10 protein-coding genes are annotated in these 13138 nt (G+C 69.9%); 6 read left to right on the top strand and 4 right to left on the bottom strand.

The features are described 5' to 3' along the window. Positions 1 to 74: 74 nt before the first annotated feature. The gene (locus tag QA861_RS18980) at positions 75 to 275 is read right to left on the bottom strand and encodes a hypothetical protein (protein WP_334589516.1); all 201 of its coding nucleotides are present in this window, start codon (positions 273 to 275) and stop codon (positions 75 to 77) included. 229 nt (positions 276 to 504) lie between these two features. Continuing rightward, positions 505 to 3528 (bottom strand): SARP-family global regulator AfsR, encoded by a 3024-nt coding sequence (gene afsR, locus QA861_RS18975; protein ID WP_334589515.1) that lies wholly within the window; start codon positions 3526 to 3528, stop codon positions 505 to 507. Positions 3529 to 3728: 200 nt separating this feature from the next. Here afsR and QA861_RS18970 point away from each other — a divergent pair, with 200 nt between their 5' ends. The 6 genes from QA861_RS18970 (at position 3729) to QA861_RS18945 (ending at position 11281) form a co-directional block, all read left to right on the top strand. Continuing rightward, complete coding sequence (locus tag QA861_RS18970) at positions 3729 to 5000, top strand: amidohydrolase family protein (protein WP_334589514.1); 1272 nt, start codon at positions 3729 to 3731, stop codon at positions 4998 to 5000. 167 nt (positions 5001 to 5167) lie between these two features. Continuing rightward, entirely contained in the window at positions 5168 to 6010 is an 843-nt protein-coding gene (locus tag QA861_RS18965; RefSeq protein ID WP_334589513.1) for a vWA domain-containing protein, read from the top strand. Between the two features lie 2 nt (positions 6011 to 6012). After that, a complete protein-coding gene (locus tag QA861_RS18960) occupies positions 6013 to 6873 on the top strand; it encodes a hypothetical protein (protein WP_334589512.1) in 861 nt (286 codons plus the stop codon). A gap of 78 nt (positions 6874 to 6951) precedes the next feature. Next, entirely contained in the window at positions 6952 to 9306 is a 2355-nt protein-coding gene (locus QA861_RS18955; RefSeq protein ID WP_334589511.1) for a hypothetical protein, read from the top strand. Between the two features lie 194 nt (positions 9307 to 9500). Beyond that, entirely contained in the window at positions 9501 to 10451 is a 951-nt protein-coding gene (locus tag QA861_RS18950) for an LLM class F420-dependent oxidoreductase (RefSeq protein WP_334590619.1), read from the top strand. A gap of 77 nt (positions 10452 to 10528) precedes the next feature. Next, the gene (locus QA861_RS18945) at positions 10529 to 11281 is read left to right on the top strand and encodes a response regulator transcription factor (protein ID WP_443041507.1); all 753 of its coding nucleotides are present in this window, start codon (positions 10529 to 10531) and stop codon (positions 11279 to 11281) included. 46 nt (positions 11282 to 11327) lie between these two features. Here the strand turns inward: QA861_RS18945 and QA861_RS18940 are convergent, their stop codons facing one another. Beyond that, positions 11328 to 12119: a hypothetical protein gene (locus QA861_RS18940; RefSeq protein WP_334589510.1), complete on the bottom strand. Its 792-nt coding sequence runs from the start codon at positions 12117 to 12119 to the stop codon at positions 11328 to 11330. A gap of 82 nt (positions 12120 to 12201) precedes the next feature. Next, positions 12202 to 12942 (bottom strand): hypothetical protein, encoded by a 741-nt coding sequence (locus tag QA861_RS18935; RefSeq protein ID WP_334589509.1) that lies wholly within the window; start codon positions 12940 to 12942, stop codon positions 12202 to 12204. Between the last annotated feature and the right edge of the window lie 196 nt (positions 12943 to 13138).

Raw genomic sequence — 13138 nt, 5'->3', positions numbered from 1 at the left:
CCGCGGCGGCTCCCCCTCCGCGCCGCCGCGGTCGTTCCCCGTGTGCAGGTGTTGCGTCTGTGGGAGCCGGTGGCTCAGACCGGCTCGTCCGTCGCGTGGATGTCGTTCGGCTTGGCGGTGACCGGCTCCGTCGTGGCGTGGATGTCGCCCAGGATCGTCGCCGTGGTCTTGGTCTGCTTGGCCGGTTCGGTCGTCGCGTGGATGTCGCCCAGAGTGGTGGCGGTGACCGGCTCGCTCGTCGCGTGGATGTCGTTCGTCTTGGTCTCGTCGCTCATGTTGCTGTCTCCCCGATAATGGTGACGGTGTACTGAGGGCCCGCCCCGCGACTCCCCCGCGGACTGCGGGGCGGGCCCCTGGGCCGGTTCACCCTAAAAGGTCCGGCCCCCTGTCGATCCGCCTGCCCCCCGACGCGACGGCTCGACAGGGACGAGCCTGCCGGACCGCGATAAACGAATGATGAACGTGGCCCGGGTCCGGGTCCTGTTCCGTACGCCCGAGCAACCCTCAGCAGGTCGTACGCGTCGCCTGCCCCAGTAACCCCCGCACCGCGTCCGCCTCCGGTGCCTCCAGCGACTCGAAGATGCCGAGCGCGTCCTGCCAGCACACCTTGGCACGGTCCAGCTGCCCGATGCCGTGCAGGGCGCGGCCGAGGACCGTGAGGACGTTGCCGCGTCGCCACTCGCCGCCGATGCCGCGCAGCACTGTCAGCGCCAGCTCGGCGTTGGCCGCCGCCCGTGCCGAACGGGCCGCCGCGAGATCGACCTCGGCGAGGCGGAACAGGGTCATGCCCTCCCAGAGGCGCTGCCTGCTGTCCCGGAACACCCGCAGGGCCTCGTCGAGATGGCCGGCGGCCTCCGTCAGACGGCCGCTCTGGGTGAGCGCCAGGCCGAGTGCGTACCGGCCGTTCGCTCCTCGCAGGGCGTGGCCCATCGCGTCGTACATCGCCGTGCCCTGCTCGGCCAGGGCGACCGCGCTGTCGGTGCGGCCCGTGGCGAGGTGGATGCGGGAGAGGTTGCACAGCGCGCTGGCCTCGCCGGGGCGGTCCGCGCAGTCGCGGAAGCTCTCGATGGCCCGGGTGAGGTGGGCCTCGCCCGAGGCGTGCCGGTTCTGGTAGAGGGCCACTACACCGCTGATGTTGGACGACCAGCAGGCGGTGAGGCGGTCGTCGGCCGCGAGGGCCAACTCCGATGCCCGTTCCGACTCCTGGATGGCGACATCGAAACGGCTGCTCGAGAAGCAGTGCACGAAGGCCAGCGCGGTCAGGACGCGGGCTTCCGTACGGGAGTCACCGGCGGACCGTGCCGCGTCCCGCACGATCGCCGCGACCGCCTCGTACTCCCGGGAGTTGGTGCCGGACTCGGCCAGTTCGACCGCGGCCCACAGCACGTCGGCGGCCCGGCCGAGCATGTTCCGGCGGGTCGCGGACTGGCGGACGCAGGCCAGCACGCACACCGCCTCCGCGTGCACCCAGTCCTGCGCGGCGTGACTGTCGGCGAACGTCAGCCCCGGGTACTCCGTGTGCTCCAGGTGGTCGACGAGCCTGTCCTCGGGTCGCTGCACGCGGTAGGTCGCGGCGACCGTCGAGAGGTAGAAGTCGAGCAGCCGGGACATCGCCGACTCCCGTTCGCCGGGCGGGTGTTCGTCCCGCTCGGCGCAGGAACGCGCGTAGAGTCGTACGAGGTCGTGGTAGCGGTAGCGACCCGGCGCCGCCGATTCCAGCAGCGAGGTGTCCACCAGGGACTCCAGGACCTCCTCCGCCTCGTCGACCGGCAGTCCCAGTACGGCCGCCGCCGCCGCGAGCGAGATGTCCGGACCGTCGGCGAGGCCCAACAACCGGAACGCGCGGGCCTGTTGGCCGTCCAGGGCGCCGTAGCCCAGCTCGAAGGTCGCTTTCACCGCGAGGTCGCCGGCCTGGAGCTCGTCCAGGCGGCGGCGTTCGTCGCCCAGCTTCTCGGCGAGGACGGACACCGTCCAGGTTCTGCGGGCCGCCAGCCGGGAGGCCGCGATCCTGATCGCCAGCGGCAGGAAACCGCAGGCCGCCACCACGTCCAGGGCGGCCTTGCGCTCCGCGGCGACCCTCTCCGTGCCCACGATCTTCGTGAACAGCTGGAGGGCCTCCTCGGGGGACATGACGTCCAGGTCGACGAGATGGGCGCCGGCCAGGTCCACCATCCGGACCCGGGAGGTGACCAGGGCCGCGCAGCCCTCCATGCCGGGCAGCAGCGGACGTACCTGGGCGGCGTCACGGGCGTTGTCCAGCAGGACCAGGACGCGGCGGCCGTCCAGCACCGAGCGGTACAGGGCCGCGCGTTCCTCCAGCGAGTCCGGGATCGCCGAGTCGGCCGTGCCGAGGGCGCGCAGGAAGGCCCCGAGGACCGTCACCGGCTCGGCCGCCTGCGTACCGGCGCCCTGGAGGTCGACGTACAACTGCCCGTCGGGGAAGGCCGAGCGGGTCTGGTGGGCCACATGGACGGCGAGGGTCGTCTTGCCCACGCCCCCGATTCCGGCCAGCGCGGACACGGCCATCACCCGGCCCTGTTCCGACGACGCCGACGACGCGGACGACAGAACCTTGCTCAGCTCCGAGACGAACGCGGCGCGGCCCGTGAAGTCCGGCACGGTGGCCGGGAGTTGCGCGGGGCGGACGAGGGCCGGGGCGGGTTCGGCGGCGAGCGGGGCGGAGGGCTCGGCGAGCCCCGGGTCCGCCTGGAGTATGCGCTGCTGCAACTCCTTGAGGCCGGGCCGGGGATCGACACCGAGCTCGTCGGCGAGGAGACGGCGCGTGTCCGCGTACACCGCCAGAGCCTCGGCCTGCCGCCCGCTGCGGTACAGCGCCAGCATCAGCAGCTCGCGCAGCCGCTCACGGAGGGGATGCTCGGCCGTCAGGGCGGTCAACTCGCTGACCGACTCCGCGTGGCAGCCCTGATCGAGGTCCATGTCGAGGCGCGATTCGAGGAGTTGCAGTAGCCACTCCTCCAACCGGGCCCGCTGGGTGTCCGCGTACGGACCCGGAATGCCCGCCAGCGGCTTGCCGTCCCACAGGTCCAGCGCCTGGTTGAGGACCTCGCGCGCATGGCGCAGATCCCCGGTGCTCCTGGACTTCTCCGCCTCCGCTGCCAGTTCCTGCGCCACCGTCAGATCCAGCGCGCCCTCGGCGAGCGAACGGATCGCGTACCCGCCCGACTCGCTCACCAGCACCCAGGCGCCCAGCACCTTCCGCAGCCGGGACGCGTACGTCCGTACCGCCGCCAGCGCCTGTGGCGGCGGGTCCTCGCCCCACAGTGCGTCGATCAGCTCGGCCGCCGTCGCCGTCCGGCCCTCGCGCAGCAACAGCGCGGCGAGCAGCGCCCGTTGCTGCGGGGACCCGGTGGGCAGGAGCTCCTCGTCGCGCCAGGCCCGCACCGGTCCGAGCACGCCGAAGCGCAGCGCCGCCGGAGAGTCCGCCGGGGAGTCCGTCAGGGATGCCCCGGGAGTGTCCCTGGGATCCCGCTGTGCCGGCACCCGCGGTACAGCCGGTATGTCACCCATCACCGCTCCCTGCCGAACATCAAGACCAGGACGTCAGTTTGCCTTGTCTCCGGCGTATGCGTCAGCTGTCGAGACAGCGATCACAGGTCGGCGCACGAGGTATTACAGGGTTCTCACACGGTCTCCGCACGGGGATCCACAGAAAGGGACGCGTGACCGCATAGCTGACGGTTCGTCAGATCGGCGCTACCGTGCCTGTCATGGAGACGACCGTGGAGGCGACTGTGGAGAGTACGGAGACGGCGAGCACCTTCCCGAAGATCATCTCGGTGGACGACCACACGGTGGAGCCCCCCGATGTCTGGCAGGACCGGCTGCCGAAGAAATACCTGGACACAGGCCCCCGCGTGGTCCGCGCGCCCCTGAAGGAGATGTCCTTCCTCGGCGGCCGGTTCAAGCCTGTCATGGGCGAACCCGGCGACGACGGCCCGATCGGCGACTGGTGGATCTACGAGAACCTGCAGCGCCCTCTCACCCGCCTCGACACCGCCGTCGGCTACGACCGGGACGAGATCAAACTCGAAGTCATCACCTACGAGCAGATGCGCCCCGGTTCCTACGACGTCCCGCAGCGACTGGCCGACATGGACATCAACCACGTCCAGTCCGCCGTCTGCTTCCCGACCTTCCCGCGCTTCTGCGGCCAGACCTTCACCGAGGCCAAGGACCACGAACTCGGACTGCTCGGCGTACGCGCGTACAACGACTGGATGGTGGAGGAGTGGTGCGGGCCGCAGGCCCAGGGGCGCCTCATCCCCCTCACCCTCATCCCGCTCTGGGACGCGGAGTTGGCCGCCGCCGAGGTCCGGCGCAACGCCGCCCGGGGTGTCCGCGCGGTCGCCTTCTCCGAGATCCCCCCGCACCTCGGCCTGCCCTCGGTCCACGGCGACGACTGGGACCCCTTCCTCGCCGCCTGCGCCGAGACGGGGACGGTCATCGCGATGCACATCGGCTCGTCGAGCCGGATGCCGTCCACCTCCGCCGACGCGCCGCCCGCCGTCGGATCCACCATCACCTTCGCCAACTGCTGCTTCTCGATGGTCGACTGGCTGATGAGCGGCAAGTTCGAACGCTTCCCGCAGCTGAAGATCATGTACGCGGAGGGCCAGATCGGCTGGATCCCGTACATCCTGGAGCGCGCGGACGTGGTCTGGGAGGAGAACCGGGGCTGGGGCGGAGTCGCCGACAAGGTCCACCGGCCGCCGTCCGAGCTGTTCGCCGAGCACGTCTACGGCTGCTTCTTCGACGACGCCTTCGGGCTGAGGAACCTCGACTCGATCGGCGTCGGCAACGTCCTCTACGAGACCGACTACCCCCACTCCGACTCCACCTGGCCCGGCTCGCGGGAGGTCGGCGAGAGGCAGATGGGGCACCTGGACCCGGAGGTCGTGGAGCGGATCGTACGAGGAAACGCGATCGAGCTGCTGGGGCTGACACCGGACGGCCTGTGGCGTCCGGGGAGTGCGGCGTAGCGGGAGAAACGGCGTAGAACCCATAGCGCCGCTGGTCATCCGGTACCGTGAACTTCCTTGGGGGGCCAAGTGGTCGGACTGTGAAGGCGTGCTGCCGAACGCGGCTGCCCCCCTAGCGTCCGCAGCGACCGCAGCGATCGCAGCACAGGGAAAACGGGGGCCGTCCGTTGCCGTACACCGCCGAGATCAGCCGGACCAACCCGGGGTGTTTCCTCTTCCTCGTGGACCAGTCCGCCTCCATGAGCGATCCCATGGCGAGCGGTGAGACGACACAGCCGCGCGCCGAGGTCGTGTCCAACGCCATCAACCGGCTGCTGACGGAACTGTCGGTCAAGTGCGCCAAGGAGGAAGGCGTACGCGACTACTTCCACGTCGCCGTGATCGGCTACGGCCATCAGCACGTCGGCTCCGCCTACCAGGGCGCCCTCGCCGGCCGCGACCTCGTCCCGCTCGGCGAGGTCGCCAACAACCCGGCGCGGGTGGAGAGCCGTACCAAGAAGGTGCCGGACGGCGCCGGCGGACTGGTCGAGACGTCCGTGCAGTTCCCCGTGTGGATGGACCCGGTGACCAACGGCGGCACGCCGATGACGCGCGCCCTCGACTACGCGGACAAGCTCGTGTCCAACTGGGTCGACGCGCACCCCAGCGGCTTCCCGCCCATCGTCCTCAACCTCACCGACGGGGAGTCCACCGACGGCGACCCGACCAGCGCCGCCATCGGCCTGGCCTCGCACGCCACCGCCGACGGCCCGGTCCTCCTCTTCAACCTGCACGTCTCCGGCAGCGGCGGCGCCCCCATCACCTTCCCGGACAACGAAGAGCAACTGCCGGACACCTACGCCAAGTTGCTGTTCCAGATGTCCAGCGTGCTGCCCAGTCACATGCGCTCGTACGCCGCCTCGCAGGGCCACCACGTCAGCGAGACGACCCGGGGATTCGTCTACAACGCCGACATCGTGTCCATCGTGGAGTTCCTCGACATCGGCACCCGTGCGACGGAGCTGCGCTGACCATGGGGGACATCCCGGCGCTGCCGCGGGCGCAGTGGTTGTGGACGCAGAAGTCGGGCAGCAGCGAGCAGGAGTGCGAGGACGCCGCGTACGTCTGGCAGTCCGGCGAGGCGGGCGTCGACAGCGCCGGACGGGCCGCCGCGTCCCTGTACGCCTCGGTGTCCGACGGCGCCTCGGAGAGCCTGCTCGCCCGTGACTGGGCCGCGCTCCTGGTCCGTGACGCCGTCGAGTCGATGCGCCTCGCCGGTGACTGGTGGCAGGAACCCGGCACGTTCGTACGAGACTTGATGGAGCGCTCCGCACTGCACTGGGACGCCTTCCTCACCCGCTACCAGGCCGAGCGCGCCGACCAGGGCAGACCCATCACCTGGTACGAGCAACCCGGCCTGGAAAAAGGCGCGTTCGCCACCCTGCTCGGGGCCGAGATCCGGGCCACCGTCCTCGACGACGGCACGACCCGCTGGTTCTGGTACTCCTTCGCCCTCGGCGACAGCTGTCTGTTCCAGCTGCGCGACGGACGCCTCCTCGACTCCTTTCCGCTGCGTACGGTCGAGGAGTTCGGGATCACCCCACAGCTGCTCGGCAGCCGCAACCATGATGTGGGGCTCGTCGCGAAACGGATGCGGGTGGCGTCGGGTGAGTTGTTGACCGGCGACGAACTCCTGCTCGCCACAGACGCGTTGGCGGCCTGGCTGCTCGCCCCGGAGGCCGGGGGAGATGCCGACCAGACCGTGGATCTCCCGGCGTTCGCCGCCTTCGACCGGCAGGACTTCACCGACTGGGTGGACGACCAGCGGGCGCGCGCCCGGATGCGCAACGATGACGTGACGCTCGTCCGGGCGAGGCTGGGAGCGGAGGCGTAGATGGCGGTGTCCCCCGGCGGTGCCCCCGGAACCGGCTCGGCCCGGAGGTTTCCGACGGGAGCGAACTACGCGGAGGCCTTGCAACACCCTGAACTGTGCTTCAGCGACTCCGACCTGAGGGGCGGCACGGTCCAACAGGACCCGGTACTGGGCCCGAAGGCGATCTCCGGGAACTTCGCGAGCGTCTTCTCCATCACGGCGAGGAACGGGCAGCGGTACGCCCTGAAGTGCTTCACCCGGGACAGCGCGACCCTCGGCAAGCGCTACTCCGCCATCAGCTCGGCCCTCGGCGGACTGGGCGGACCGGCCGGACCCTTCGGGTTGTCCCAGTCGTGGCCGGTCGGGTTCGACTTCCTGGAACAGGGCGTCCTGGTGGGGCGCGAGTGGTATCCGGCGGTCAAGATGACCTGGGTCCAGGGCACCGGCCTCATCAGCTGGATCGAACGCAACCTCCACGACCCGGCCCTTCTGCACGCGCTCGCCGACCGGTTCCTGGCCATGACCGCCGACCTGGAGCGAAGCGGCATCGCCCACGGCGACCTCCAGCACGGCAACCTCCTCGTGGCCGCCGACGGGACCTTCCGCCTCGTCGACTACGACGGCATGTACGTCCCCGCCCTGCGCGGCGAGCAGGCGACCGAGAACGGCCACCGCAACTACCAGTCGCCCTCCCGTACGGCCGCCGACTTCGGCCCCGCCATGGACCGCTTCTCCGCCTGGACCATCGAACTGGCCCTCCTCGCCGTCGCCACGGACCCCGGCCTCTGGACCCAACTGCACGACAGACACGGCGAGTTCCTGATCCTCTCCGAGGCGGACTTCAAGGAACCGGCGACCTCCCTCGCCTGGCCGGTCCTGCTGAGCCACCCGGACCAGCGAGTACGGGACATGGCCGGCCGGGTGCGGGGATTCCTCGGCAGGCCGACATCCGCCGTGCCACCCCTGACCGCCGACGCCGTGAGGCTTCCGGCCCAACGGTCGGCAGCGGGCACCGGTTCCGGTACGGGCTCAGGTGCGGGCACCAAGTCCGGTGCCGGGCCGGGTGCGAGTACGGGGGGCTACGGGACCGGGCTGGGCGGCAGCCGCCCCACAGTCACCTCCTGGACGCCGGCCGGGTCCGGGTCCGCGTCCGCGTCGACGGCGCCCGTTTCCGGGGTCCCGGCCTGGATGGCGGGACGGGTGTCACCGCCGGCCCCGGCCCCGGCGTCCGCTGCCGCCACGGCTTTCGCGTCCGCCTCCGCCTCCGCCTCCGCGTCCGCCTCCGCCTCCGCCTCCGCTTCCGTCTCCGCGCCGACTCCGGCACAGCAGCCCGCCGCCCAGGGCGCCGGGTTCGCCACGTTCGGCAAGCGCCGCCCCGGCGATCTGATCGCGGCCCTCGGGGCGCTGCTCACTACGTCCGCCCCGGGCGCGCTCGTCCTCGCCGCGGCCCAGCCGGTGGACGTCCTGCCCGCCGCTCAGGGCGCGGCCCTGCTCACCTCCGCCGCCCTGGTCGGGCTCGGCCGACGCAGGCGCCCCGAGTGCAGGGCGGCACGGAAGCGGGTGCGCGACCTCAAGCGCCGCTCCCGTGAGCTGGCCGACCCGGCGAGCGCCCGTCAGCGTCTGGAGAAGGAGATCCGCGTCCTCGACGACGCCCTCGCCAAGGACAACACGGCCTCGGACCAGCGCATCCAGGCCCTGCAGATCGAGCTGCGCGACGGCCAGGCCCGTATCACCATGGACCTCAACCGCCGTACGGACCAGGCCCAGCAGCAGTTGGCGGGGCTGGCGGCGAAGGAGCGGCTCCGGCTCGACAAGGCGCTGGAGCCGGCGATCAGGGCACACATCCAGGACAAGCTGCGCAGGACGTCGATCCAGGAGACGCGGTCGCTCAGCAACATGGGCGCCAAGATGGTGCGGGCCCTCCAGGACGCGGGCATCCGCAGCGCGGCCGACTTCATCGGCGTGGACTTCTCGCGCAACCCGTCCGTCGTGTACCTGGTGCGTCCCGGTGGCCAGCGGATACGGGTGCCCGGCATCGGCGAGGCCCGCGCCACCGCCCTCAGCGACTGGCGGCAGGGACTGGAACACCGGGCCAGGGCCTCCGCGCCGACCACGGTGCCCCCGGCGGCGAAGGCCCAGATCAAGGCCGACATCGCCACACTCCGGCGGACCCACAAGACGGAGATCAAACAGGCGGAGGCCGAGGCCCTGCAGAAGAAGGCGGCCCTGCAGCGAAGGATCACCGACGAACGCGCCCGTCTCACCGGGCAGCGCCAGCAGCGCGCCATGGAGACCCAGCGCAAGCGGGCCGAACTCCTGCAGCGGCAAAAGCAGTTGGCGGGCGCGGAGGCGGAACGGGCGCGGGTCGAGGCGGAACTGGCGGTCACGCGTACGGAGACACGGGGCGCGCTCGGCACGGGCAAGTACCTGCGGTTCCTGTTGACCGGACGGTGAGAGGGCCGGTTCCCTCCTTCCGGAGTGCCGGACCGGCTTCTGTCGTGCCCGACCGGATGAGATACCGCCGCATTCCCCTTGTCGGACAGACCGCGAGCGGCAACCATGGCCACGGCACGCATAGTTGACGGACCGTCAGAGAAAGGGTCCCGCCCGTGACCCCCACCGATGAGCCCCTCCGCCTCCGCTACGGCATGCAGCTCCCCATCCAGTCCCAGTCGACCCTGTACACCGAACCCTGGGAAACCTCGGCCGGTGCCGCCGGCCTCGTCGACATCGCCCGCGCCGCCGACCGCGCCGGCTTCGCCTATGTCGCGAGCTGCGACCACGTGGCCATCCCGCGCCGACTCGCCCCCGCGATGAGCACTGTCTGGTATGACCCCGTCGCCACCCTCGCCCACCTCGCCGCCGTCACCGAACGCGTCCAACTCCTCAGCCACGTCGCTGTCGTGGGCCTGCGGCACCCTCTCCTCACCGCCAAGCAGTACGCCACCCTCGACCACCTCTCCGGTGGGCGCCTGATCCTCGGGGTCGGGGCGGGACACGTACAGGAGGAGTTCGAGGTCCTCGGGGTCGACTTCGAGCGCCGGGGTGCCGTACTCGACGAGACGATCGATGCGTTGCGCGCCGCGCTCGGGCCGGACGAATTCCCCGAGCACCACGGCAAGTTGTACGACTTCGAAGGGCTCGGCCAGCGTCCGCGGCCCGTGCGGGAACGCGTACCGCTCTGGGTCGGTGGGTCGTCCCCCGCCGCCGTACGCCGGGCGGCGCTCAAGGGCGACGGCTGGCTGCCGCAGGGCGACCCGCGCGACCGGCTCCCGGACCAGCTCGCACGGATCCGCCGGATACGCGAAGAGGCCGCCGTCCAGGGCCCGTTCACCATCGGGGCCATCACCGAGCCGCTGTACGTCGGTGAGCCCGGGTGGGACGTCGGGCGGCGGACGCTGAGCGGGGCGCCGGAAGTGCTCGCCGAGTCGCTGCGGGCGTACGGCGCGATGGGTGTGGACCAGATCCAGGTGCGGTTCCGGAGCCGGAGTCTGGCTGAACTGACCGACCAGATAAGGCAGTTCGGCGACGAGGTGGGCCCGTTGCTGGAGCGGGAACCGGAAGGAAACCTGTCTGACAGCCTGACCGGTTCTCTTTGAATTTTTGAACATGTCCACGTCGGGGTGCGTACGTATGAACGTACGGACGTCATGGTTCCGGCGGAAGGACATGCACGGTGCGCACCTCCCGGCTCGTCGACCCCAACTCACCCACGTCCTCGACCACGTTCCCGCCCGCGTCGGCATCCGCGTCCCCAGCCCCGCCCAGGCTGTCCGTCGCCCTCGCCTGTGCCGAGGGGGAGTGGCCGCACGGGGACTGGCCGGACCCCGAAGACCCGCACGTGGGGCGGGCGTTGCGCGTGGCCCCGCCCTACAGTGAGCTGCGCGAGGAAGGCGCCGTGGACGTGGTCGTCCTGTGCTGCGAGGAACCGGCGACCGAGCTTCCGGTGCTGCTGGGGGCGATGGGAGCCGTGAGCGTTCCGGTGATCGTCGTCAGTCCCCGGCGGGACACGGAGACCGTGGTGGAGGTGTTCCGGGGCGGGGCCGGATATCTGGTCGAGGGCGACTACTGCACCTGCATGCTCGCCTCGGCGGTCGTGGCGGCCACGGTCGGGCACACCTACCTCTCGCCGATCGCGTGCTCCGCCCTCCGGGTAGGGGCCCAGCGGGTGTCCGTGGAGGGGACGAGGGGCGTGTCCGTCGCCGGGGCGGCGATCGAACGGCTGCGGAGTCTGCTCTCGCCCCGCGAGCGGCAGATCATGGAGCTGCTGTCGACCGGCCTGGGCGCCCAGGAGATCGGGCTGCGGCTGCGGCTGAGCGAGAAGACCGTCCGCAACAATCTCAGCAACATCTACGCCAAGCTCGACGCCCGAGGGAGTACGGACGCGGTCCTGAGATGGCTGGGGGCGACCCCGGCTGTTCGCATCTGAGAACAACCGGTGCCGCCCATTTCGCTGACCCCTGATCCGGATCGCGCTACGGCGCGGGAATCTCCGTAACCGGGATTTCCACGTCCGTCACGTTCTCGCCGCCCTCGCCGAATCCGGGTTCCGCCCTGATACTGCCCTCCGAGTTCTGGAGTCCGTTGGCCTGGGGAGTTCCGCACTCGACGTTACGCAGCCAGAGACGGCCGTCCGGCGTTCCGTTCTTCAGGAGCTGCGGATAGAAGACGTGCACGCTGGTGGCGCCCTCGCTCGGCGAGAAGAAGACCTTCTGGCCGTCCTGCTCGTCCTTGTACGTGGCCTTGAGGAATCCGCTCACGTCGGTTCGCTTCTCCGACCACATGAAGAAGCCTATGTGGTCGGGTTTCACGGTGTCGGTCCGGGTGAAGTCGAATCCGGTACCCGTGTCGTCACGCTTGAGGGTGAATTCCGTCGTGTTGAACTTGGCGCCGATCTCGAAGAACGAGTTCCCCAGCTTGGAGTCGGCGGAAGCGGTGAACCCGTCCTCCAGGGTGATGGACCTCGTCACCGACGCGGAAACACTGAAACTCTTCGACAGGGCGCTTGTGGAACCGCAGTTGTCGGTAATGGTGGAAACACGCTGGTTGGGCCCCAGACTGTTGTTCTTGAACTGGACGTCGACGAAAACGCAGTCGTCCAGTTTGGGGGAGTTCTGCGCGCAGTCCCTGGTCACTTCGGAGGGGGTGGCGGCACCCGCCTGGTTCATCAGCGGAACGGCCACCGCGATGGCCACCACCGGGGCCATGGCCATGACGATGCGCTTCTTCTTGCTCCGGTGATGACCTTTGCGGCTGGTGCGGGTCATGGTGCGTCTCCTTGCGGGGAAGCTTGCGGGGGAGGGGAAGTCGAATGTGTTTCTGCAGCTTGAGGGGGGTGAGAGCGCTGGCTCAGCAGTCGGTCAGGACGGGCTTGGCCACGCCGTCCGCGATGCCTGCGGCTCCGGCGGCGCCGGGCAGGATGGCGGGTCCCTCGACGAGTTCCGACGCGACGAAGTTCTTCTCCGGCGAGGGGTTGACTGCGAAGCTTCCGGGGTTGGCGTCTATCCGCACCCGCCATTCGCCGGTCATACGCTGCATTTTCGGCGTGAACTCCATGTGCAGGACCTTGCCGACCGGAACCTCTCGGTTCTCCGTGTCGCCGGCGGTCACCGACTTGACGGTCATGTCGGTCGTCCCCTTGTGTTTGAGCCAGGACCCGCTCAGAAAGCCGAAGAGCCCGCCGCCGGCGCCCTGTTGGGTCGCGGTGTACTTGCCCGATCCCTGGCCCACGGTGGCCTTCCAGGTGATCGATACCTTCGCCGGCTCGGTGGCGTTCGGCTCGCAGTTCGGGAAGTCGATGGAAGCCTTCTCCGTGGGGCCGTCGAACGACTGGAAATTCGACTCGACGTAGTCACAGTTGTCGGACTCGAAACTCGGGCCGGCGATCGGGTGGCCGCCGAAGTCGAAGATGTCCTGCTGTTTGCCGTTGAGCACCTTGGCCCGCTCGCACATCTGGATGATCTGCTCGGGAGTCTTCTCCTCGGCCGCGTTCGCCGACGGAAGAAGAGTGATGATCACGCCGCCGGTCGCGAGCGCCGATCCGACCGCCACGAGCCGGATCTTCTTGTTCTTCAGACGCCTCTTGGCCATGCCGCTCCGTCCCTGGAATCCCTTGATGTTCGCTTTACCTGTTCGTGGAGGATTATTGGCGTCACCCGTGGATCCGCGACAGGGTCAAATGTCCCTACTCCCCGGTTACTTGGTGTGTGCTCTCGCACACACTCGCGCACTGTCCGAAGCTGTCCGACGGAATCTGACGCATCGTCAGACTCGGCGGTACGATGCT

It is taken from the genome of Streptomyces sp. B21-083 (assembly GCF_036898825.1).
GTDB lineage: Bacteria > Actinomycetota > Actinomycetes > Streptomycetales > Streptomycetaceae > Streptomyces.
The sequence above is the reverse complement of the archived record's forward strand: the minus strand, read 5'-3'. Positions and strand labels throughout refer to the sequence as shown.